15 protein-coding genes are annotated in these 25263 nt (G+C 45.5%); 2 read left to right on the top strand and 13 right to left on the bottom strand.

The genetic code is table 11. From position 1 onward, the window contains the following. Window positions 1–141: 141 nt before the first annotated feature. The 3 genes from AC5ZC7_RS02130 to AC5ZC7_RS02120 all read right to left on the bottom strand — a co-directional run bounded on the left by AC5ZC7_RS02130 (window position 142) and on the right by AC5ZC7_RS02120 (window position 6800). Window positions 142–2094, bottom strand: coding sequence for a heparinase II/III domain-containing protein (locus AC5ZC7_RS02130; RefSeq protein WP_496159811.1), 1953 nt, complete (start codon window positions 2092–2094; stop codon window positions 142–144). A gap of 87 nt (window positions 2095–2181) precedes the next feature. Next, window positions 2182–3723, bottom strand: coding sequence for a RagB/SusD family nutrient uptake outer membrane protein (locus tag AC5ZC7_RS02125; RefSeq protein ID WP_496159812.1), 1542 nt, complete (start codon window positions 3721–3723; stop codon window positions 2182–2184). 17 nt (window positions 3724–3740) lie between these two features. Continuing rightward, on the bottom strand, window positions 3741–6800 hold the full coding sequence (locus AC5ZC7_RS02120; RefSeq protein WP_496159813.1) for a SusC/RagA family TonB-linked outer membrane protein: 3060 nt from the start codon (window positions 6798–6800) through the stop codon (window positions 3741–3743). A 438-nt stretch (window positions 6801–7238) separates the two neighbouring features. On the opposite strand from AC5ZC7_RS02120, the gene AC5ZC7_RS02115 reads away from it, so the two are divergent. Further along, a complete protein-coding gene (locus AC5ZC7_RS02115; RefSeq protein WP_496159814.1) occupies window positions 7239–8885 on the top strand; it encodes a UxaA family hydrolase in 1647 nt (548 codons plus the stop codon). Window positions 8886–8981: 96 nt separating this feature from the next. Here AC5ZC7_RS02115 and AC5ZC7_RS02110 read toward each other — a convergent pair whose 3' ends face one another. The 5 genes from AC5ZC7_RS02110 to AC5ZC7_RS02090 are packed head-to-tail and all read right to left on the bottom strand — an operon-like array spanning window position 8982 to window position 14861. Then, on the bottom strand, window positions 8982–10271 hold the full coding sequence (locus AC5ZC7_RS02110; RefSeq protein ID WP_496159815.1) for an MFS transporter: 1290 nt from the start codon (window positions 10269–10271) through the stop codon (window positions 8982–8984). A gap of 28 nt (window positions 10272–10299) precedes the next feature. Beyond that, window positions 10300–10962 carry a bifunctional 4-hydroxy-2-oxoglutarate aldolase/2-dehydro-3-deoxy-phosphogluconate aldolase gene (gene eda, locus AC5ZC7_RS02105; protein ID WP_496159816.1) on the bottom strand — a complete coding sequence of 221 codons (663 nt, stop codon included), beginning with the start codon at window positions 10960–10962 and terminating at the stop codon, window positions 10300–10302. Window positions 10963–10965: 3 nt separating this feature from the next. Further along, the gene (locus AC5ZC7_RS02100; RefSeq protein ID WP_496159817.1) at window positions 10966–11964 is read right to left on the bottom strand and encodes a PfkB family carbohydrate kinase; all 999 of its coding nucleotides are present in this window, start codon (window positions 11962–11964) and stop codon (window positions 10966–10968) included. Next, window positions 11964–13358 carry a glucuronate isomerase gene (uxaC, locus tag AC5ZC7_RS02095; RefSeq protein ID WP_496159818.1) on the bottom strand — a complete coding sequence of 465 codons (1395 nt, stop codon included), beginning with the start codon at window positions 13356–13358 and terminating at the stop codon, window positions 11964–11966. The genes AC5ZC7_RS02100 and uxaC overlap by 1 nt, the downstream gene beginning before the upstream one ends. 9 nt (window positions 13359–13367) lie before the next feature. Then, on the bottom strand, window positions 13368–14861 hold the full coding sequence (locus tag AC5ZC7_RS02090) for a tagaturonate reductase (protein WP_496159819.1): 1494 nt from the start codon (window positions 14859–14861) through the stop codon (window positions 13368–13370). 209 nt (window positions 14862–15070) lie between these two features. On the opposite strand from AC5ZC7_RS02090, the gene mnmA reads away from it, so the two are divergent. Further along, window positions 15071–16180: a tRNA 2-thiouridine(34) synthase MnmA gene (gene mnmA / locus AC5ZC7_RS02085; protein WP_496159820.1), complete on the top strand. Its 1110-nt coding sequence runs from the start codon at window positions 15071–15073 to the stop codon at window positions 16178–16180. A gap of 56 nt (window positions 16181–16236) precedes the next feature. On the opposite strand, the gene AC5ZC7_RS02080 is transcribed toward mnmA, so the two are convergent. From AC5ZC7_RS02080 to AC5ZC7_RS02060, 5 genes are all read right to left on the bottom strand, one after another. Further along, window positions 16237–18225 (bottom strand): hypothetical protein, encoded by a 1989-nt coding sequence (locus tag AC5ZC7_RS02080; RefSeq protein ID WP_496159821.1) that lies wholly within the window; start codon window positions 18223–18225, stop codon window positions 16237–16239. Between the two features lie 2 nt (window positions 18226–18227). Continuing rightward, entirely contained in the window at window positions 18228–19406 is a 1179-nt protein-coding gene (locus tag AC5ZC7_RS02075) for an ATP-binding protein (protein WP_496159822.1), read from the bottom strand. Between the two features lie 90 nt (window positions 19407–19496). After that, a complete protein-coding gene (locus AC5ZC7_RS02070) occupies window positions 19497–20654 on the bottom strand; it encodes an RsmB/NOP family class I SAM-dependent RNA methyltransferase (protein WP_496159823.1) in 1158 nt (385 codons plus the stop codon). A gap of 102 nt (window positions 20655–20756) precedes the next feature. Then, window positions 20757–22319: a 2-oxoglutarate dehydrogenase complex dihydrolipoyllysine-residue succinyltransferase gene (odhB, locus tag AC5ZC7_RS02065; protein WP_496159824.1), complete on the bottom strand. Its 1563-nt coding sequence runs from the start codon at window positions 22317–22319 to the stop codon at window positions 20757–20759. 102 nt (window positions 22320–22421) lie between these two features. After that, window positions 22422–25181, bottom strand: a complete 2760-nt coding sequence (locus AC5ZC7_RS02060; protein ID WP_496159825.1) for a 2-oxoglutarate dehydrogenase E1 component — start codon at window positions 25179–25181, stop codon at window positions 22422–22424. Between the last annotated feature and the right edge of the window lie 82 nt (window positions 25182–25263).

Genomic DNA, 25263 nt, shown 5'->3' with positions numbered 1-25263 from the left:
GCAAACGTTTGCAAAAATCAAGCATTATTTTAAAAAAATGCTGTTCGCCACCTGTTTTATATTTCCCCGGGGAGATGTGTACGCCTACAGGCCTTCGCGCCACAAATATTTCCCCTGCACAGGTGCTTTGTAAAACGTGGCTCAGCGACGCATCACAAACTGCACCGTATGTTGCCCTTTCAATGCCTGTTTACGTGCCTTTAAACTAATACGGGTCACATGATCGCCCCATACCGGCGATAATCGCCCGTCAGTAACGGCCTGCTCTTCCACCACCACTTCAAACAAAGCAGGATCATAGGTCATCGTTAAGTTAGCAGTACTGCCCTTTAACACCACTTTACCAGCAACATGGGTATCTGCCGGCAAATCAGTCATAAAGTGCAGTAAAAAGGGCTCCTTCCATTCTTTGAGTTGCCACGCTTCTGCTAAATCCAACGAAGTTTTGGCCGCGTTAAAAGTGAAAGTACGTTTCCAGGATTGCACCATCGCCGTAGCCGGATACGCCGCCGCAATATCCATGCTCAGCCTGTTTTGGCTGAACTGCACCTCATTTGCCTGGAACCTGCGACCATCCTGTTGTTGCACGCCATTGATGGTAGGACAGTTATGCCACTGCGATTGCATAAACCATAGCTTATACCGGTCAGCACTGAAGGTTTGTTTCGTATAAGTACCTACACCCACGTCTATCAACGCTGGTTTTCCATCCATATACAACACAAAATTGCCCACATCATTGTGGTTATGACTCTCCGCATTGTGTCCGCCCAACGCTGCAAAAAACAGCCCTTTAGCCGTACCTGCCTGCGAACGCATAGAAAGTACCTGCAAATTGGGTAACCAGTTCACCGCCGTATAAGGTGCCGCCGGCCCGGCCGCCAGTAGCGCATCCCGGCACTCCAGGTTGTAAATAAAGAACGCCAGCGAGGGCGACTTAATCCGCATGCTATCCGGGTTATCCAGGCGCGACAAATAAGCCGCAAAATTCACCAACAAAGGGTCCTGGAAGGCAGTACCATATAAGTAAACGGTATGCGGCGGTGGAATAGCAATAGCCGAAGCATCCGCGAAATTCACAAACCGGCTGCTATCTACATGCATTTTATAAATATAAGCACCTATCTGGTGTATCAGCTCATTATTGCGCCAGTTCAACTGATGCCCCGATGCACTGTTCAATAACGTTATAAACTCAATCAGCTTACCACCGGCATGTCCCCAATAAGTAGGCCCTTCGTCGCACCCACCATCATCCGGATAACCATTCACGAAATTATCTGCACTGCGGATTGTTTTTTCGATAAGCTTATTGCGTGTATCCGTCTCATTTATACTCAACAAAGCCGTTTGCAATACATTGGTATTAATCCAGATGTTCCAGTTATTCACTGCCCGGCCGGCCCATCCCATCCACCAGAAATCATTACGCTGTAAATAAGGCTCCACCACGCGATGCTGTAATTCATAAGTAATACGCTTGTTCACCATCGGTGATATTTTATCCAGCCCGTCATGCAGCAGGAACTGTGCCCAGCTGAGGGTGGCCGCGGTTTCACCCACTACCAGGTCCACAATCGGCTCCGTAGGATCCGCCAGGCCTGTCCCTGCTTTTTGCACACCTACATGCGCCGGTAATACCCACGTGCTTTCTTCCAGTATCGCCCACAAACCGTTTGCAATTTGCGGCAGGTATTTTCCATTCCCTCCCGCCAGCTCACCCACAATCAACGTCGTGAGTATTCGGCGACGCTCCGACTGCGCCGTTTCAAAATTAATACGGTTGCCATTATCCCGGTATTCCAGGTACAAAGTAGCCGGCAACGCAGGCCAGTTAAAAGACATCGCTTTGTCCGCCTCTTTTAGCAAAGCCGCTTTCGTAGCCGCCGGCAAAGCCGCCATTTTACCGGTGATGGCCTGTAAACGTTCCTGCCGCCACTGCGCCAGCCCCTTAAAAACCGCTTCTCCGCCCTGGTGCTGGTATTCATTGTACAGGTAGTTGCGGTCTTTCTTCCCTTCCTGCGCATGGGCCGCAGTAGCGAAGCCGATACCGGAACAAAGCAAAACGATACCAACTATCTTTTTAATGTACATACGACAATTATTTAGAGTAAGATAAAAAAGATATGCCCCCGCCGGAAGCGGGGGCATCGTTTCGGTTATTCATTCATGGATATTACTTTACTTAACATAGTTTGGATTTTGTACCAGGTTGCTGTTCAGGTCAATTTCCACCTGTGGAATAGGCCATAGATTAAAGGCTTCCACGAAGTTAATCTTATCTATCTGCGTGCCGGCAATATTGGTAACTACCAATCCATTCATCAGCTGCGTAGCAATGCCCCAGCGACGGATATCTGAATAGTAAGTACCTTCCATGGCAAACTCTATCATACGCTCGTGACGGATAATATTACGCATTTCTTCTTTTGATTTACCTGCTGGTACAGGCGGCATATCTACCCCTTTACGTGCCCTTACTTTATTGATAGCAGCATAAACAGTAGCATCCGGACCCGCTGCTTCATTCTGCGCTTCCGCCAGCATCAGCAATACATCTGCATAACGGAAAATAATGAAGTTAAGCGGAGAATCACCGGGACCAAAACCATCTACTTCCAACACATATTTCCGGGTCAGGTAACCGGTAAAAGTAGCCGCATTATCTAAACGCAGGTTAGCATAAGGAATACCTTTCCAGGTAGCGCCTGGTCTTACTACGGTATAATCCAATCTTGGATCCCTGTTATTATACGGATTGGCAGGATCATAGCCTGATGCCGGATCAGTAATAGCCAAACCGTTTTTCATCTCGTAATTATTCACCAGGTTAACAGAAGCATACACATTACTCCAACCACTGGAGAAGGAACTACGGGTAGATAATCTTTTATCTAACAGGCTACCCTGACCTAATCCCGGTCCTACATATTGTACATCAAAAATCACTTCCACATTATTCTCTGCCGCCGTAGAAATAAACATGTTTCTATAATCGGTGTACAAATCGTAACCCAAGCCGGCAATCGCCTGGCAGGTAGCCGCCGCTTCTGCGTACTGTTTCGCCATCAATTGCGCTTTCGCTTTCAATGTTAAAGCCGCGCCTTGTGTAGCATGGCCCACCAGTGCAGCAGGATAACTCTTCGGCAATGAATCTGCCGCAGCACCCGCTTCTTTAATGATAAAAGCCAACAGGTTAGCCCTTGTTTCCTTTCCTGGCAACGGATCTCCTAACTTCAGTGTTTTAGTCACCAAAGGTACATCCCCATAAAAATCAGTCAGCTGATAATAGAACAACGCACGCAGGAAAGTAGCTTCTGCTACCAGGCGATGATTCGTAGCCACAGTCATGTTCACACCGGGTAACTTTTCCAACGCCAGGTTAGCACGATACACGCCATTGTACAACGCCTTGAACTTATTCGCTACCGAAGTAGTGAAAGGATTCATATTGCCTTTGGCAATCGGTCCATAACCTGTACCCCCATCATCCCATATATAAGCAGAAGGCGTTAATCCATCGTTATACACATACAAACCATAAATATCATTGTTCTGTAAATCGTTGTATATAGCACTCACACCGGCATTCGCATCTTTCTCCGTTAACCAGAATCCGGCATCAGTCACTTTATCCGTAGGAGTTACATTCAGGAAATCTTTCTTACAGGCGCCCAGTGCTAATAAACTGCATGCACATATGGCGGTTAATATCTTATTCATTTCTTACAGTTTAATAGTTAAAAGATTACGTTTACGCCACCAGTGATCACCCGCACATTAGGGTACTGAATACCAGGCTGGGCGTAATCACTTACCTCCGGATCCAATCCTTTGAATTTAGTCCAGGTAAAGGCGTTCTGCGCATTCACGTACACACGGATACTTTGCAGTGTGCTCTTAAACATAGACTTCGGAAGGGTATAAGACAACTGTATATTTTTCAACCTTACAAACGATGCATTCTGTACCCAGAAAGTATTCGCCTGTGTATTATCGGTGTTGGCAGCAGATGTTAGCCGGGGAATATTGGTATTGCGATTATCCGGTGTCCATGCATTCAGGAAGTCTGCATTGATTTCACGACCCGAACGGATACCAGTGGTATACCAGTTATCCTGGTAATAACGGTTCACGCCACCTACACCCTGGAATAACAGGGCCAGGTCAAAACCTTTATAACCCGCATTCAGATTGAGACCATAATACCATTTAGGAATGGTATTACCCATGTTCACACGGTCACTACCATTTACTGTTTTGTCTCCATTCATATCCACAAACTTCAGGTCGCCCGGTTTATTCAAACCAGCGCTACGCTGAGATGCCCACGCTTTCACTTCATCATCATTCTGGAAGATGCCAGCGGTCTGAAAACCATATAAGGAGCCAATAGACCAGCCTTCTTTAATAATGGCCGCGCCGGCAATAGGACTGAATGCATCCCCACGGAACTTCACCACTTTGTTATTGATGTTACTAACGTTACCGGATATACCATAACTGACTGCACCTGCTTTATTATTGTAGGTCATCGTCAACTCCCAGCCCTTGTTTTCCACAATGCTCACGTTTTGGAATGGTGTAGTTAAACCACCATACAAAGAAGATAACGGCAATTGTACCAATACATCTGAAGTACGGCGATTAAACACATCGAAGCTCATACTGAAATGATCCTGGAAAAGGTTGGCGTCCAGGCCCAGGTTGGTAGTCGTGGTTTTTTCCCAGGTAATATCAGGATTCGCCATAATGGTGGGTACTAATCCCGCCGCAATGGTTCCGCCATAAGAATAGTTTTGTCCAGCGGTATAAAGGTTCAGGTAAGAGAAAGGTCGGATACGATCGTTCCCCAGTTTACCCCAGGAAGCGCGCAGTTTCAGGTTGTTTACCCAACCAGGTATCGCATCTTTCAGGAAAGGCTCTTCCAACATACGCCATGCAGCAGAGAAAGAAGGATAGGTACCATACTGTAACCCTGAACGGAACTTGGAGGATCCATCCCTGCGCAGGTTGGCTTCCAGCAGGTATTTATTTTTGTAATCGTAGTTAACACGACCGAAGTAAGAAATAATAGTATACAGGTCGGAAGTACCTCCTACTTTAGGTTGTTCCAGGCCAGCGCCCAGTTCCCAGGTACTGTTGGTAGGAAAATTCTGGATGCTGCCGGTAAAGAGTGTGCCTTTGATCGATTCACGGCTGGCGCCCGCCAGTACATTGAAATGATGATCCATCCCAATGTTTTTGGTATAGTTCAGGGTAGCAAAAGAAGTCAGGTGCAGGTTGGTACTATCCAGTTGTGCTAATGTAGCCGGTTGCTGATCCAGTTGTTGTGCAATCACGTTTTTCTGGAAGTTCCACCTGTTCTGGATCGCGCCGGCCAGGGCATAACTTTTTTGCCCCATATTGAAGAAATCGGCGGCACCGTTCAACTGGAATTTCAGTCCTTCCAGGATGGTCCATTCGCCATATACTTTCGCGAAAGTTCTTTGCTGGCGGTTAGGGCGGTTCCAGGTTTCCACGTATTGCAGCGGGTTATCCAGCTGTCCGTTTTCATCATCTGTATTACGGCCACCATAGCGGGTACCGCTGGCATCAGTAATTTTAGGTGTCATACCCGGCGTAGTGCTGGCTGCATTGCCCAAAATAGTACCTACATCCTGTGGCTCCTTACGGTCTTTCCAGGTGAGAGCGATATTGGCGCCTACTTTTATCTTTTTACTGATTTCATGATCTGCATTGAGGCGCACCATGTACCTGTCCTGGCTGGTATTTTTCATGATGCCTTCATTGTGCAGGTAGTCGAGCGACATATAATAGGTAGTCTTGTCAGATCCACCGGAAACAGATACGGTATGTCCGGTGAGTTGACCCTGGCCAAAGAGCACGTCCATCCAGTTGGTATTGGGATACAGCGTTTTATCGGTGGCATTCTTCCAGGAATCGATGGTGGCTTGTTTAAAAGGCTGTGCAGCGGATGGATTATCTGCTACCGCGATGCGGTTCATCAGTTGCATATAAGTGGCGTAGTCAGTCACCATATCAAATAGTTTGGTGGCTTTCTGTACGCCGTAGTAGCCGTTATAGGAAACAGTGGTTCTGCCTTTTCTTCCTTTTTTAGTAGTGATGAGAATAACGCCGTTAGAGGCGCGGGAACCGTAGATAGCAGCCGCGGATGCGTCTTTCAGTACGGAAATGCTTTCCACATCGGCCATATTCACATCGCTCATATTACTTTCAATACCATCTACGAGGATAAAAGGGTTGGCGTCGTTGAGTGTGCCCACGCCTCTTACGCGGATGGTGGCGTTTTCACGGCCAGGCTGACCGGAAGCCTGTGAGATGCTGACACCGGGTGCCATACCGCTCAGGGCAGTGCTGAGATCTGTTACAGGGCGGCTTTGCATAGTTTTATCGAAGTTCACGCTGGCTACCGCGCCGGAGAGGTTAACTTTCTTTTGTACGCCATACCCTACTACCACGGTTTCATTCAGGCTGGTGGCGGAGGCATCGAGTTTTATGTGCAGGTCCGTTTGCCTGTTAACGGGAATTTCTCTTTTATCATACCCGATGAAACTGAGCACCAGGGTGTCTTTTTCGGATGCGTTCAAATGGAATACCCCGTCAGCACCGGTAACGGTACCTATGGATGAATGTTTTATGCCTACTGTTACGCCGGGAATGGTGGCGCCTTGTGCATCTTTAACGGTTCCTTTGATAGATTTTTTTTCCTGGGCAATAGTTGTCTGAACTACACATATTCCCCATATGCATAGTGAAGCCCCTAGCAGTTTTTTCATAAACGTGTTTTTATGTAAACGTTTGCATTAAATTAATGAAGTAATGGCATCTTGTTTGGATGATGGCACATTGTTCACTGTTGTGTGTCTTAGATTTAGAATTACTTAAATTTTGGCTCTTAAAACTCCTAACTAATTGATTATTAATCCAAATTATTGCTCTGATACTCATTAAACAGCTGGTCATTCACTACCGCTGAATTCAAATTTATCGAATAAATTGAAAATTACAAACGTTTGCATAAATATTTTTTCTGGAGATGGAAAGCAGGCACGTGGTACCCCCGGTTCACGCTAATAGCGATTTAACATTTTATAATCCATTCCTAACATGCTACCATCTGAGTTTTCAGGGGTTTTCTTAAATAGTCAAAATCTCATCAAGGATTAATATTTTAGTATCATCGACCAGAAAGCATATTTACTACTTTAGCAGTCATGAACGCTTACTTACAAATTCATCCTGACGACAACGTGCTGGTAGCCCTCCAGGATTTACCAGCTGGAACCGATATATCATTTAACGGAGATAACATTCAACTTCAGCAAAATATTTCTGCAAAACATAAATTCCTGGTATCGGATATCGGGGAGGGCGCACCTATCACCATGTACGGCGTACTGGTAGGTAAAGCCAGCAAAAAAATTCTGAAAGGAGAAAGTATTACTACCGAAAACGTAGTGCATGATGCCAACGCATTTCATGAAAAAGACGGCTCCCTGGAATGGCAGGCGCCCGATGTGAGCAAATGGAAAGACCGCTCCTTTATGGGCTACCACCGTGCAGACGGACAAGTAGGTACCCGTAACTACTGGCTCGTTATTCCGCTGGTGTTCTGTGAAAACAGGAACGTTGCTGTGATCAAAACCGCCTTCGAAAAAGGACTCGGATTTGCACCCGCTGAAGTGTATAATGAACAGGTAAACGACCTCGTATCACTTTATAAAAGCGGCAATCTCGAAGCCATTAAAAACTACGAAGCAGACGCAATAACGGATACGGCTAAACGCAATGTAATATTCCCGAATATAGATGGTATCAAATTCCTCACCCACGAAGGTGGCTGCGGTGGTACCCGTCAGGACTCCGACGCGCTATGCGCCCTGCTGGCCGGTTACATCCACCACTCCAACGTGGCAGGTGCTACCATCCTCAGCCTGGGCTGCCAACACGCACAGGTATCCATCCTGCAGGAATCATTAAAGAAACTCAACCCGGCCTTCAACAAACCGGTATTGGTATACGAACAACAAAAGAGTGCCTCCGAATTCGCAATGTTGTCTGCCGCCATTAAAGATACTTTCCTGGCCCTGGTAGAAGCTAATAAACAACAACGCCAACCCAGCCCACTCTCCAAACTGGTAATCGGACTGGAATGCGGCGGCTCCGATGGATTTTCCGGCATCTCTGCTAACCCGGCGGTAGGACATACTTCCGACCTCGTGGTAGCATTAGGCGGTACTTCTATCCTCTCCGAATTCCCGGAACTCTGCGGCGTAGAACAGGAACTCATTAACCGTTGCCAAACAGAAGAAACCTCCGATAAATTTATCCGCATCATGCGTGCGTATGAAAATCAGGCGCAATCCGTTGGCTCCGGCTTTTACATGAACCCTTCTCCCGGAAATATTAAAGACGGTCTCATTACCGATGCCATCAAATCCGCAGGTGCAGCGAAAAAAGGCGGTACTTCACCGGTAACAGACGTGCTGGATTACACAGAATATGTGACAAAACCAGGACTGAACCTCTTATGTACTCCCGGCAACGACGTAGAATCTACCTCTGCCGAAGTAGGCTCCGGCGCCAACGTAGTGCTGTTTACCACCGGCCTGGGCACCCCTACCGGCAACCCCATTGCCCCGGTTGTTAAACTGGCTACCAACACTAAACTGGCTACCCGCATGAAAGATATTATCGATATCAATACCGGTACTATCATCAGCGGTGAATGCAGCATCGCAGATATGGGAGAAGAAATTCTCGAATATGTGATCAAAACCGCCAGCGGTGAAGTGCATACCAAAGCAGAACAACTCAACCAGGATGATTTCATCCCATGGAAAAGAGGTGTTTCCCTGTAACACTATTATCGACTAATTTTTGATACTCATAAGAATAAAAAACAAACGTCCGGACTTCTGCCCGGACGTTTTCTATTTATATCTTTCTGATAATCATTAATCTAATTGCACCTGCTCCATTTTAGGCGCAAACAAGTGCATCACTCCCCATGCTACCAGGTAAGCCACCGCACAAATAGAGAAAAGAATATTATAGCCAATACCAATATTTCCAATCAGCTTATAGTGATTCAACATGGTACCAATCACAATCGGAAACAAAGTACCCCCAATTGAACCTGCCATACCCCCAATGCCCACTACAGAGCTCACCGCACGCTTGGGGAACATGTCAGAAGCTGTGGTAAAAATAGTGGCAGACCAGGCCTGATGCGCCGCCGTCGCCAAACTAATCAGCGCTATTGCCAGCCATACATTGTTGGAATATTGGATCAACACAATAGGAACTACACACAATGCAAAAATCAACATAGATACCTTGCGCGCTTTGAACACCGGCCACCCGGTTTTGATCAGGTGAGAAGATAACCACCCTCCCCCAATACTACCAAAGCTGGTAATGGAATAAATAATAATAATTGGTAAACCCAGGTTAGATTTCATGTTCACGTGGAAAATAGATTCCAGGTAACCCGGCAACCAGAAAAGGAAAAACCACCACACCGGATCTGTCAGTAATTTACCAAACACAAAAGCCCAGGTTTGCCGGATGCCTAATAATTTTACCCACTTTACCCGCTTAGGCTGCGCTACCTCAACTTCCTGATCAGAATGAATATGATCAAATTCCGCCTTGGATAATTGCTTATGACGGGAAGGTACTTCATACATCACCCACCAGAAGATCAACCAGATGAACCCAATGGCGCCCGTCCACACAAAAGCATTTCTCCAGCCATGATTGTTAGCCAGCCAGTATACCATCAACGGCCCTACCACCGCAGCAATATTAGATCCGGAATTAAAAATTCCCGTTGCCAGCGCCCGTTCCTTCTTGGGGAACCACTCCGCCGTGGCTTTAATCGCCGCCGGGAAGTTACCTGCCTCACTGATCCCCAAAACAGACCTTACTATGCCAAATCCCAGCGTTGTACGCACCAAACCATGCGCCATCGCTGATATGCTCCATACTACTACAGAAACAGTATAACCCAGCTTGGATCCTATCTTATCTACCAATGCACCGAAAAACAACAAGCCCACTGCATAAGACGCGGAAAATGCCATCACCAGGTTGCTGTAATCTTTCTCTGACCAACCAAATTCAGTGGATAAATCAGTTTTCAATAACCCCAGTATCTGCCGGTCTATGTAGTTAATCGTTGTGGCTACAAATAAAAGCGCGCACACCCGCCAGCGATACTTACCTAAAGTTGTGGAATTCATTCTAATTGGAATTTATAAAGAGCATAAGTTACTTCATCGCTTTGAGAAATGCAAACGTTTGCACTATTTTCTCTTTCAGCGATTTCCAGTCTTTACTGTCAATCAGGGTTTTAGACAATAAATTGGAACCCATTCCCACGCATACCACACCCGCATCAAACCAACTGTCCATGCTTACCTGCGTTGGTTCTACCCCACCCGTTGGCATAAATTTGATTTGTGGGAACAATGGTTTAATCGCTCTTACATAACCCGGACCCAGTACGTTACCAGGAAACAGCTTCACCAGTTGGGCTCCATTCTTTTCCGCTACAGATACTTCTGTAGGCGTCATACAACCGGGAATCCAGCAGATGTTCTCCGATTTGCAAAACGCAGCCGTTTCGGGATCTGTTACCGGACATACAATGAAATCCGCTCCCATACCAACATATACCGCCGCATCTGCCGCATTCTTAATGGTTCCGATCCCGAGATACAAGTCAGGCATAGTCGCCAGTTTCTTATCCCGCAGAATGGCAAAATTCTTGCGCGCATTTTCTCCCCTGCTCGTAAATTCAAATACCCGTAAACCACCGTCGTAGCACGCTTGCAGCACCTGCAAACACACTTCTGCGTCATCGTGATAAAAAACAGGAATGATGCCGGTTTGCTCAAACGCAGCTATAATTACATCTGTACCAGGTGCCATATATTAGATCAGTTTTTTAATGTCTTCCGCGGAAGTAGTGTTAAAATCTCCCTTTACAAAAAATTTGGAATACGCAGCAGCCGCAGCATAAGAAATGATCTGCTGATCATCCAATCCCTGCAACTGTGCATGTATAAGCCCGGCCATGAAACAATCCCCGCTGCCTACCCGGTCTACCACGTCGCTGGTATCGTATTCGCGCGAAATGCTCACCTGCCCGGCATGATAATAAAATGCGTAATAAAGATTATGCGTAGGCGCCTGACTGAAACGGAACGTAAAAGCTACCCGCTTACAACGGGGAAACCTGTTCGTTATCTCTGCGGCCACCTGTTCCGCCTGTTGCAGGTAAACCACCTTGGTATTGGCTTCCAGCGCTACCGTATCCAGTGCCGTGTCCAGCATGTTATTGGCGGCCCAGATATTCCCCATAATCACATCACAGTATTGTACCAGCTCCGGCATCACATCTACCGGCTTCTTTCCATACTGCCACAGCTTACTGCGGTAGTTCAGATCCGTGGAGATCGTCATTCCTTTACGGGTAGCGGCCTGCAATACTTCTTTACAAACGGCTGCAGCATCTGGATTCAGCGCCGGCGTAATCGCGCTCCAGTGAAACCATTCGGCGTCACCCAGCAACTCGTCCCAGTTAACGGTTCCCGGTACAATCTGGCTAAATGATGACCAGGCCCGGTCGTACACTACTTCTGCATGCTTCAGGTCACTCCCCTGTGCCAGGTAATAAATGCCAATACGTGCACCACCCCATAACACCCGGTCGGTATGAATACCGCGGTGACTCAACTGCTGCAGCACATCCCTCGACAATCCATTGTCAGGTACCTTGCTGATATAAGCTACGTCTGTACCCCACTGGGCCAGCGCTGCTGCTACATTGGCTTCCGCCCCACCTACATAAATGGCGGCGGTGTGCTGCGCCAACTCTGGCGACAAGCGCAATAATATTTCTCCGAACGTGATAACTTTTACCGGCTTCATTAAAATCCAAAATATGCTTTTGCGTTATAGTAACAAATGTCCTGTACCATTTTTCCTAACCAGGCAATATCATTTGGCAACTCGCCATTTTCTACATCCCTGCCGATCAGGTTACACAAAATACGGCGAAAATATTCATGTCGGGAATAAGATAGAAAACTTCTGGAATCTGTTAACATCCCCACAAAACGACTCAATAAACCCATGTTACTCAGCGCATTGATCTGTTTCTCCATACCGTCTTTCTGATCCAGGAACCACCAGCCGGAACCAAACTGCATTTTGCCCGGCACCGTTCCATCCTGGAAGTTACCCACCATCGTAGCAAATACTTCGTTGTAGGAAGGATTCAGGTTGTATACGATCGTCTTCGCCAGTTGATCCTGTTTATCCAGGGTATCAAAGAAAGCACTCATCGCTTCCGCCACATTCCAGTCGCCGATAGAATCTACCCCTGCATCTGCCCCAAGGCGCTGCAATAACCGGGAGTTATTGTTCCGGATAGCACCTACGTGGAACTGCTGCGCCCAGCCACGCTCGTGGTTCCAGCGGCAAACAGCCAGCAACACAGCAGTTTTAAACTGCGCATCTTCATGTGGCGTGGCCGCTATACCATGACGGGCATTATTGAAAATCGTTTCCAGTTCCTTATCGCTGGCCGGGGTGAAATAGAAGGTACTTAATCCATGATCGCTCAGGCGGCAGCCTGTTTCGTGGAAATAAGTATGCCTGCTTTGCAAAGCCGCCAGCAGGTCGTCGAATCGTTGTATATCCTTGTTCACTACTTCCGACAGCTGCTGCACAAAAAGCTGGAATGCTCCAGGCTTGTCTACCGCCATGGCCCTGTCCGGGCGGAAAGTAGGCAGTACCCGCGTGCCGAAAGGCTGACTGGCAATGGCCCGGTGATGCACCAATGAATCGGTAGGGTCATCGGTGGTACACAACGTGTCTACTTTATAATGTTGTAATAAGGTTTGGGTAGATAACCCAGGCAGCCGGGCATTACAATCCTGGTATATTTTCTCTGCTGTTTTTTCATTCAGCAGGGTGGTTACGCCAAATGGATTTTTCAACTCCATATGTGACCAATGATACAAAGGGTTTCGCATGGTATAGGGGGCAGTAGCAGCCCAGTGGCGAAATTTCGTATAGTCATCTGCCGTTCCGGTGATAAACTCTTCCGCTACGCCATTGGCGCGCATAGCGCGCCATTTATAATGATCTCCCTTCAGCCAGATGGCATATAGGTTATCAAAAGTTTTATTACTCGCTATTTCATCCGGTGGCAGGTGATTATGATAATCAATGACCGGCATAGCGGCGGCATAATCAAAATATAATCGTTTAGCCGTTTCCGTTTGCAGTAAAAAATCTTCAGATAAAAACTCCTTCATGGTGAATGATTATTTTTTGAAAAGCTGTGATTGTATGTATGCTTTCACCCCATTGCTTTTCAGGGCCACTACCAAATCAGCCACTGTAGCAGCAAATCCGGGGATCGCTGTCAGGTCTGTTTCCCATAAACGGAGATCACTGCAAATACCGGCCACCATCTCCTGTATATTGGCATCGTTTTGCCACCATGCCGCAAAGATGGCCGCGTTATCATCCGTAATAACGTACTCCTCTCCATCCCTGCTTCCGAAATATTTTCCCTGCTCTTCCCTTACCGGCTGCAGGAATACCAGCATAGCGGCAAAACCGAGACAAAGATGCGGCGGAAGGGCATTGAATTTTTCGTGATAGCGCAACAGGGTACGTACATTGCGGGTATTCATCTTTAAACTCTGCTGGAAGGTAATGCTGATGAGCTGATGCGCAATAAACGGATTGGCAAAACGATCCAGTACATCAGATGCAAATGCCGTAGCAGTAGGACAGGTATCCGCAATAGTAGGCAGGATTTCCTGTAACGCCACCGCGCGGAAAAAGTCGCGCATATATTCATCCTGCATAGATTCATACACCGTATTCAACCCCGACAGGAAAGCCAGTGGCACTGCCGCCGTATGACTACCATTGAGTAAGCGCAGCTTCTGTTCGCGGAACGGAGTAATGTCAGGAACAATGAACATGTTTTTATCTCCCTTAAAAAAAGATAAAACGCTACGAACATATTCCCCGCCCTCTATGGCCCATAACAGGTAGGGCTCTACTTCTATCCACAATTGATCCGTATAACCAGCGGTAGTAGCTATTTCCGCCAGGTTACGTGGTTTGCCGGGTACAATACGGTCTACCAGTGAATTACAAAAATAGTTATCAACCTTAATCCAGTCAATAAAAGCAGCAGGCATATCGTTATAGGCTGCCAGCTGCAAAACAATATCTTTCAATAACCGGCCATTGTCCACCACCAGTTCAGTGGGCACAATTACGAAGCCTGTATTCGCCTTTCCTTCAAAATAAGTATAGCGTTCCCAAAGTATGGCCAACAGCTTCCCGGGATAGGAAACCGGGGCATTTTCGCCTATTTTTTCCGCTAAATACTGAATTCCCACTTCTGTGGTGTTGGAAATAATTGTTTGCAAGGCGGGCTGATGCACCACGTCTAAAATCTCCTGCCAATTTGCATTCGATTGCAAAACACGGCTAATAGTAGTGTTAATCAGCACTTTATCTACCAACTCTCCCTGGGAAACACCCTTAATATGGGTAGTAAACAAGTTATCCTGGCTGGAAAATTCTGTGGTATCGCCATCAGTGGATTTTACCACTACGATCCTTCCTTCATAAATTCCCTGCCGGTTGGCATTGTCTACGAGGTAGTCGACCAACCCGCGCAAAAGCACGCCGGTACCAAATTGCAGAATCTTTTCCGGAAAGGAGAACGCTTTTTCATGAACGCCGGAATGGGGCTGTTTTAATATGTATTCTTTGTTTAATATAGGTAGCATCGCGATTTTTTTATGCTAAAAGGTGGCTAAATCTAATAAATATATAATTCACAATTAAGAATTTATAGTTTTCGGGAAATAATCGCCAAAAGACGCGAAAATCATATCAATGATATAGGCAGAATCAATCCGCTTATTGTCAGGATCAATAAAGGACAGATGGCGGTTGGCTGGATTTTAAGTAATTTTGCATCCTTAAACTTTTTCAAATGAGCAAGCATGGTAAAGTGCTGGTAGCCATGAGCGGTGGTATAGACAGTACTGTTACAGCGCTGATGTTGCATGAGCAGGGCTATGAAGTGGTGGGTATCACCATGAAAACCTGGGATTATGCATCTGCGGGTTCCAGTAAAAAGGAAACCGGCTGCTGTAACCTCGATTCTTTTAACGATGCCCGCGCCGCCGCGGTGCATCATGGATTTCCGCACTTTGTGCTGGATATCCGCGATGAATTTGGTGATTTCGTTATAAATAATTTTGTGGATGAATACATTGCAGGACGTACCCCCAATCCTTGTGTACTCTGCAATACCCATATAAAATGGCGCGCACTGATGAAACGTGCCGATGCCATGGACTGTGAATTCATTGCCACTGGTCACTACGGACAAATCCGTCAGCATACCAACGGCCGTTATGTGATCAGCAAAGGTATCGACGAAACCAAAGATCAGAGCTATGTACTCTGGGGCATTCAACAGGATGTGTTGTCACGCACCCTGCTGCCTTTGGGTACTTACCGTAAAACTGAAATCCGCCAGATGGCCTTCGACTTCGGTTACCCCGAACTGGCTAAAAAGGCTGAAAGCTATGAAATCTGCTTCGTGCCCGACAACGACTACCGCGGTTTTCTGAAGAGAAAAGTAGATGGTTTGGAAGAAAGGGTTAACGGAGGCAATTTTGTGCTCGCAGACGGCACGATTGTGGGCAAACATAAGGGTTACCCCTTCTATACAGTTGGACAGCGTAAAGGGCTCGATATTGCCCTTGGACGCCCGGTATTCGTAACAGAAATCATCCCGGAAACCAATACGGTAGTGCTTGGCAACGAAGATGAACTCCAGAAAAGCGAGATGATGGTCAGCGGTATCAACATGGGCAAGTATGACACCATCCCTGAAGGGATGGAAGCCATCACCAAAATCCGCTACAAAGACAAGGGCGCACTGAGTAACCTGTACAATGAAAACGGCCAGGTAAAAGTGAGCTTCTATGAAAGCGTAAAAGGAATTGCTCCCGGACAGTCGGCTGTTTTCTATGAAGGCGATGACGTGGTAGCTGGTGGGATTATTCAACGCGCGATGCCAATAACGCTATAAGAGAAGATTAATTCATAAGATAGATAAATAAAAGGGGTGGGAAGATGGAAGTCTTCTCACCCTTTTTTTGATTCTAAAATTGCCTTCTTTCCTTCTTTCAGATACTTCCTGACATTAAAAATATGCTCAATTATAATTTTACAAGCCCAATCGATTTCGGGCGGCTGCACAGGGTTAGAGTCAGAGTTCGCATGAACATGTATATTCCCTTCGTGAGCGCTTATCTTAAAAAAGTCAATGATATAATTCCACAATTGCTTACTCTTTTCATCAATACCACTCTCAGTGATAAGCTTAACCGCAAACTCATTGTATTCCGCAGCTAATAATAATGCCATGACATTATCGAACGAAACTATCTCATTAAAACTCTTATTCTCAAACATGGCCAACCTCTGTCCAAACATATCTACAAACCCTTCTATAGACTCATACTTATCTTCTAGTATAAATCTTGTAAATACATTTATAGCACGTAAAAGGAAAACCGTGTAAAATAAAAAAGGAATAGTCAATCGCTCCTCTGCGTTATCCATCGCTATAAAATGTTCTACTTTATCAATATTTGCGAGAACATATTTGTAAAATCTTTCTCGTTCCTCCGCAGCTATCAGTTTTTGAGGTTCCACTATTTGAATGAATGATTTATGATCATCTTTCTTCAAAGCCCGATCTAACAATCTGTAAAACTCCTCTTCCGTCATAACAACATTGGATGCTATATACTCCGGTGTACTGTCCCTCAATAAGAATTTGGTTTCAGGAGTGATACTTTCAAAAAAAGTATAAGTATACCCATATACTTCCAAAGTGTTTTGATCTAACAGGCCTTGCTTAACTTTCCTGATATAATCTTTCACTCGGTTTTCTATTTCTCGTTTATCACACCACGTTTCAAATAACTTAACCAGCCATATTACTTTGCCTCTTCCTCGTTTTCTTCCATATCTCATCAAATACCAGATATTGAAAAACCTCTCTTGCAGCAGATAAACATGATTCTTTGTTTGGGTGCTTCGTTTTTCAATCACCTGGTTTTTTTCTAATTGTCGTAATTGAGCAGAAACCAACTTGCTATCAAGTCTTACCTGCTTCACTAAGTCTTTCACGCTGATAGCTTCCCAATGCAATGCGACAGCGTCTATGATTTTCTGTTGCTGAGCTGGTAAGTCATCCATTTGATGTTTATAGAACGGAGTTACAGCGTCTAATACATTTTCCAAATCACTTAAGGCAGTTCCATGCTCACTATCTGCAAAAACTTGAAATAGCAACGCCATTGTTCTGGGAACACCACCAGATAAGGTTCTTAGCGTAGTGATACGGGAAGGGGATTCTTTGATGATACGTTCTATCTTTGTTTCTTCATGATGGATTACTGCCAGTTGCCGCAATAATGTTATGCTCTCTTCATCCGTCAATCCTTTTAATTGTATCACCTTAAAAAATTCAAACAACGGCTGCTGATAATCCAATACACTTTCCAATGTTACCGGCGATCCGGCTACCAGTCGGAAATGAGGTATCGTTTGCAAAACCTCTCTGAGTCGGTGTACTTCCAACTGGCTGAATTTTGCCAATAACTGGCCAATATTGTCTATCAGCAAAATCACTTTCTTTTTGTGCTGATCCAGGTGCTTTACCAGCACTTTCAACGCGGCTTCCTCATAATTATCCTGTAGTACAAATGGTGCTATTTCTTCCGTTATTCCCTTAAATCCATGGTAATCCTCCAGGTATTCCGCTATTCTTTCCCACAGATTTCCCAACTCCCCAATGTTATATTGTTCTTCACCAAACATAACGGGGATCAACCATTGAGAGAGTTTTTCATCATCCTCTACAGCGTACTTCAATCTTAGTAACAAGGTAGTTTTTCCCGCTCCACGCTGCCCAAGCAACAGATAGTGTTGCTCTGGTGTTTTCATTTTGCCGGATACAATATCCGCCCACATCTCCTCAAAGATTTTTGTGCGGATCACAAATTCGGCAATAAACTCGTCTTTATTCTTTCTGTCGGGATTGTATAGTAAAACGCTGCTCATAGCTAACAAATAAATAACGCCCACCATCGTTTCAGGATCGGTGAGTTAAAAAGGTAAACGCCCTGTGTACTATTGTAGTGGATATATCCATCGTACATCAGGTTTTCAATAATTTTTCTGTATTCTTTTTCCTGGTGATATTTTACAGCTAATTCCAGACTATCTTTCTTAGTCATGGTTCCGTTCACTGCAAGCACCTTCAACAAACTATCCCCGTATTTGAATGCATCATCTTTAAAATGCGTTCTCAAACGGGAATAGTAATGATCAAAGTGATTCTTATGTCTCAAACTTAACAATTCTTCAATTGCTTTTTCCACAATTTCTTGGTTCACTTCAGTACCAACATGCGTAGCCTGAATTATTTCCTGTACAATCAACTGAATATGAAAAGGGATATACCATTGCAGGATTTCCATCAACGCCGTTTCCGCACTGGCATGTACAATGCGGAATTTTGTAGTCAGTAGCTTATTAAAAAGTTCCATTGCCTCAGGCCCTGAAAGCGGCTCTACCTCTATAGATGCAAGGTCATTAATAGTAGCAGTGGCATTCAGCGAAGATACCGTTTGATTTAGGCCAATAGAACCTGTATAAATAAACCGGATATTTTTGGAAATCACCGGATCTATTCTCAGTTCCCGCTTCCGCTGCAAAAAATGTATGGCAGCTTCAGGATCTTTCTTGCGGATATTTTCTATCGTTTGTGGAAATTCATCAATTAACAGGACCAGTTCGACGTCCTCTACGCTGGCATACCCGGTAAGGAAATGCCGGAACTCTTCGTAATAATCACGCACTTCCGGTTCATGATTAAATTCTATTGCTGCCTGAAAAAGTTTAATGCTTTTAATCTGTTGAAAAAAACGATTGCTCTTGTCTTTTAAACCAGCCTGTAATTTAACAGACCGCGAAATATCAGTGTTGCTGACAATACCCTCCAACAGTTTGCGATAGAAGTTAGACGCATCTTCCACACTCTCAGTATCCACATATACATAATACCTGGCAGCAATGTTGTTATCCAGTAAATACCATAAAATCGAGGTTTTCCCAACCCTGCGGGGAGCAGTGATCTGTATATTATTGCCGTTTTCAAGTGCCAGGGTTACTTTGGCGACCTCCCGGCTACGCTGATAAAAATTGTCACCTCTGGCCGGAAGCCCTATGATGTTTTTCATGACAATAGAATTTTTGTCAAAAATATTGACAAAAATTCTATTGTCAAAATACTTGACAAAATTTTTATTGTTAAATAGCTAATCTATTGATTACGACATCCTTACCGCAAACATCGTATCCGCCCCCTTATCATACCCTGCTATTACTCCACCTTCCTGCTGCCTCAAATCACTGATACTTTCAATGTATCTCACCACCTCCTCATTTTCCTGCTTAAACACAGAACAGGTAATATAAATCAACGATCCTCCCTTCTTTAAAAAGGGAACCACGTTATGGGCTATACGTTGTTGTAACTGTTGAAATTTGGCTATTTCTTCCCTTTTAAAGAACGAAATGCTTTCCGGGGTACGGCCCCAGGTACCGGATCCACTACAGGGCGCATCGAGGAGAATACCATCAAACTGCTGGTTACCCATCGAAGCCGGGAACTGCGGAGAGGTAAGATCTGCCACCCGCGCCTCGTAATTTTTCACACCTGCCGCGGCAAAACGTTGCTGCAGATTTTCTAGAATAGATCTTCTGACATCTGATACCAGCAATTGCACACCTGGCTGCTGGTCTTTCAGGAGAATGGATTTACCACCGCTGGCAGCACAACAATCCCACCAACGCTGTTGCTTCACTGGCTTAAACAATTCGCCGGTTTGCTGACTGGAAGCATCCTGTACTTCATACCAGCTTTTTTCTGGCACTATCGTTTCTATTTTAGTACCATTCGGCAGTGCCACGGTGCTTTTATTAGCAAATACTTCATATACGACCCCGGCTTTATCCAATAGCTGTAATACCTTATCCAGCTTGTTATTGCGGACACGAATAAATAAACGTGGTTGTTTTAATATCGTATAGGCATATATGTTAGCATCAATCCCGGTTGATAATTCTTCCAGGAAAGGGAAAATATCGGTAGGTGTTAGTCCGGCGGACAACAATGCTTTTTTTTCTTCCAACGACTGTATAGTAGCGGCATTCCAGTCGGGTTTTACTGCCGCCAGGAAATCATTTGGTGCTGTTTCGCAAAGCAATGCGCCCGCAATCACCCGCTCGCTAACCGGCAGCGAGGTACCCCAATGTCCTAAACGGAAATAATGATATACCAGTTGCGAAATCCAACGCCGGTCGCGCCCACCCATGTAAGGATGCTCTTTAAAAAAGGATTTCAGAAAATGATGTAATGGCAGGCTGCCCTGGTAAGCGCCTATGATCTTTGTTGCTGATGCTAAATAATTTTCCCAACGGGTCATACGCGAAGATACGGGCTAATCCTGATGCTACCGCTATTATTGATCCACAACAAGAAGGGCCGGTACTGTAGTACCGGCCCTTCTCCTTTATAAATGATAAGATTACAGTTTCAGTAATGCTTTCAGCGGATCTTTACCGAACAACAGTTGCTCAGGATTTTCCAGCATTTCTTTCACACGTACCAGGAAGCTAACTGATTCACGACCGTCGATAATACGGTGATCGTAGCTCAGCGCCAGGTACATCATCGGACGAATCACCACCTGGCCATTGATCGCCATTGGACGATCCTGTATTTTGTGCATACCCAGGATAGCAGATTGCGGAATGTTGATGATAGGTGTGCTCATCAGGGAACCAAATACACCACCGTTGGTGATAGTAAAGGTGCCTCCGGTCATTTCCGGCATAGTCAATTTGTTATCACGGGCTTTGGTAGCCAGTTCTACTACTGCTTTTTCAATACCTGCCATATCCAGGCTTTCTGCATTGCGGATCACCGGTACTACCAGTCCTTTTGGTGCAGATACAGCGATAGAAATATCGCAGTAATCGTGGTATACCAGTTCTTCACCATCAATGTAAGCGTTTACAGATGGGAATTCCTGTAATGCAAAGCAGCATGCTTTGGTGAAGAAGCTCATAAAGCCCAGGTTCACCTCATGCTGTTTCTTGAATACTTCTTTGTATTTGGCACGCAGCGCCATAATTTCGGTCATGTCTACCTCGTTGAAGGTAGTGAGCATAGCCGTGGTATTTTTAGCTTCCACCAGGCGACGGGAAACCGTTTTACGCAGGTTGCTCATCTTTTCGCGGCGTTCCTGACGGCTAAACAGTTCCTGGCCGATAGCTACTCCTGGATTTTGCAGGGCAGCCAGTACATCATCTTTCATGATTTTACCATGTGCGCCGGAACCTTTGATGCTGGATGGATCCACGTGCTTGTCAGCGATAACAGCTGCTGCTACCGGGGATGCCTTCAGATCATTTGGTATGTTGGTAACAGGCGCCTGCTGTGGCTGTGGCGCTGCTTTTTGAGCTTGTGCCGCCGGAGCTGCTGCCGGTGCTGCTTTACCAGCTGGTCTGCCCACACTGGTATCTATTTTACAGGCAACATCACCTATTTTTAATGTATCGCCTTCTTTCGCTACGGTAATCAGTGCGCCCGCTTCTTCTGCGTTCAGTTCGAAAGTAGCTTTCTCTGATTCCAGTTCACATACTACTTCGTCACGCTCTACATAATCACCATTATTCTTGATCCACTTTACCAGTGTTACTTCACTGATAGACTCTCCTACTGTAGGCACTTTCATTTCAATCGTCCCTTTGTTCACCGCTGGTGCTGCTTCTGCTACAGGAGCGGCTTCCGCCGTTGGAGCTGCAGGGGCTGCTGCCGGTGCTGCGCTGGTGGCAGGTGCAGCTGCATCTGTATCGATGGTACAAGCTACATCACCAATTTTCAAAGTAGCGCCTTCCTGAGCTGCCGCAGCAATTTTCAGAACACCCGCTTTCTCTGCATTCAGTTCGAAGGTGGCCTTCTCTGATTCCATTTCACATAATACCTCGTCCTGCTGCACATAATCTCCATCTTTCTTCAACCACTTTGCAATTGTTACCTCGCTAATAGATTCTCCTACCGTAGGGACTTTGATTTCGATAACCATATTTAATCAGTTGATGGTGATACCCGGTTAGTTGTTAGCTATGAGTACTTAACTGTTAGCTTAACATATATCCTGGTTATACTGTTTTATACTTTTATTTTTTTAGATGTTAAAAGCCGTATCAATAATCTGTTGCTGCTCACGTGCGTGTACTTTCGCATAACCGGTAGCAGTAGATGCACTTGGATTGCGACTGATAACACCATAATTGATCTGCTTCAGGTTCATTTGCAGATATGCTGCAGCACCCATATTCAACGGTTCTTCCTGTACCCAGAAGAAGGTAGCGCCTTTGTATTTCTGCGCAATCACTTCCAGTTGTTTAACCGGCAATGGATACAATTGTTCCAGGCGAACAATGGCTACATCTTTGCGGTCATCTTTACCTTGCTTATCGCTCAGGTCAAAATACATTTTACCAGAACACAGCAATACTTTCTTCACTACTGCGGCATCATCGATAAACGGATCGTCCAGCACTTCCTTAAATCCACCTTGTGTAAATTCTTCCGTAGTAGAATAAGCGCCTACATGACGCAGGTTTGCTTTTGGAGAGAAGTTAATCAGTGGCTTACGGAACTGCCAGGTCAGCTGGCGACGTAACGCATGGAAGAAGTTGGCGGCAGTAGTAATGTTGGTAATCACCATATTCTCTTCTGCACACTGTTGTAAGAAACGTTCAGGACGGGCATTGGAGTGATCTGGTCCACCACCTTCATAACCATGAGGTAATAACATTACCAGGCCATTCTGCGTCGTCCATTTCTGTTCTGCACTGCTGATATACTGATCAATCACTGTTTGTGCACCGTTTACGAAATCGCCATATTGCGCTTCCCACAGTACCAGGCTGTTGGGGTTGGCCATGGCATAACCATATTCAAAGCCCAATACACCATATTCACTCAGTAAAGAGTTATAAATTCTGAATTTTCCTTGTTTCTCCTGGAGATGACTGAGACGGTTATAAGTTTCGTTGGTATTTTCGTCAAACAACACTGCATGACGATGAGAGAAAGTACCGCGTTTTACGTCTTCTCCGCTCATTCTAACATCCTTGCCTTCAATCAGGAGGCTGGCGTAAGCGAGGAGTTCACCGGTTGCCCAGTCCACCTTACCTTCGTCCTGGTATAATTTAATTTTGTCCTGCAGCAATTTGCTCACTTTACGCAGGGGAACAAAATTCTCCGGCCATTTCATGAGGGCATCGAACAAGCGTTTGAAGTCGTCTTCCTTAATAGCCGTAACCGGGGAAGCGTCGAAGTCCTGCAGTGTAGATTTACGCAGGGCCTGCCACCACTCTTCCGGCTTCTGATTAGCATAAGGCAGCGGATGTTGTTTCACTTCATCCAAACGTGCCTGTAAATCATCCCAGAAACTTTTTTCCATTTCCTTGGCTAAAGCAGCAGCATCTTGTTCGCCGTTGTTCAACAGGAACTGGGTATATACTTCACGCGGATTAGCGTGTTTATCAATCAATGCATACAAACTTGGCTGGGTGAATTTAGGCTCATCCCCTTCATTGTGGCCATGTTTGCGGTAACAAACCATATCAATGAATACATCTTCATTGAATTCCTGGCGGTAACGGGCAGCCAGCTGGGATACTTTCACCACTGCTTCTGCATCATCACCATTTACGTGGAATACCGGTGCCTGTACAATGGATGCTACGCTGGTACAGTAGTCTGAAGAGCGTGCATCATCAAAGTCAGTGGTAAATCCGATCTGGTTATTGATCACAAAGTGAATGGTACCACCTACGTAGTAACCTTTCAGTTTGCTCATTTGCTCTACTTCATACACGATGCCCTGACCGGCTACGGCAGCATCACCATGGATGAGGATAGGCAATATTTTATCGTAATCGCTGTCGTAAATCACATCCGCCTTACTACGTGCAAAACCCACTACAATAGGATCTACCACTTCCAGGTGGGAAGGGTTAGGCATCAATTGCAGGTTGACAGGTTTGCCGGAAGGGGTGGTTACCTGGGAACGGAAGCCGAGGTGATATTTCACGTCGCCGCTACCCATGGTCATATCCGGTACAGCCAGGCCCTCAAATTCATTGAAGATCTGCTCATAAGTTTTACCCAGGATATTTGCCAGTACGTTCAAACGGCCGCGGTGGGCCATACCAATCACAGATTCCTGTACGCCATATTCTGCCGCTACATCAATGATAGCATCCAGTGCCGGAATAGTGGATTCACCACCTTCCAGGCCAAAACGCTTTTGTCCGATATATTTGGTGTGAAGGAATTTTTCGAAAATAACGCCCTGGTTCAGCTTCTGCAAAATGCGACGGCGCTGTTCCAATGATAAAGGCTGTGTCATGACCTTTTCAAACTCTTTCTCCATCCACTTCGCCTTATCCCGGTCGTTGATGTAAGTGTATTGCAATCCTACTGAACCTGCATAAATTTTGTTCAGAAAGGCAACAATTTGTTCGAGGGTAGCTTTACCGACGCCGATAGTGGTGCCTGCAAAGAATTCTGTTTTGAGATCAGCGTCCCCTAATCCAAAGCTGGCCAGATCCAGGTTGGCCTTTCTGTCTTTTCTTTCACGGATGGGGTTGGTTTTAGCAATTAAGTGGCCTTTTTTACGATACGCCTGTATCAGACGGTATACGCCCAGTTCTTTCGCCAACTGGTCGTCGCTCACTGGCAACGAAGTGCTGCCTCCTGCTACTGGCGCTGATGCTGCCGCCTTACCGTTTACATTGGATACTGCAAAATCAAATCCTTCGAAAAATTTAACCCAATCCGGGTCTACAGAGTTGGGATCTTTGCGGAAATCCTGGTATAACGATTCAATGTAAGCAGGATGTGAGTTGGTGACGAATGAGAAGTCCTTCATTTACAACGAGTTTTGCTGATCTTCAGTTCAAATACTTTTCTGTTGGTCCCAATATATTAATATATGGGATTGCAAATATCGC

The organism is Chitinophaga sp. 9-1-y (assembly GCF_059511905.2).
The sequence above is the reverse complement of the archived record's forward strand: the minus strand, read 5'-3'. Positions and strand labels throughout refer to the sequence as shown.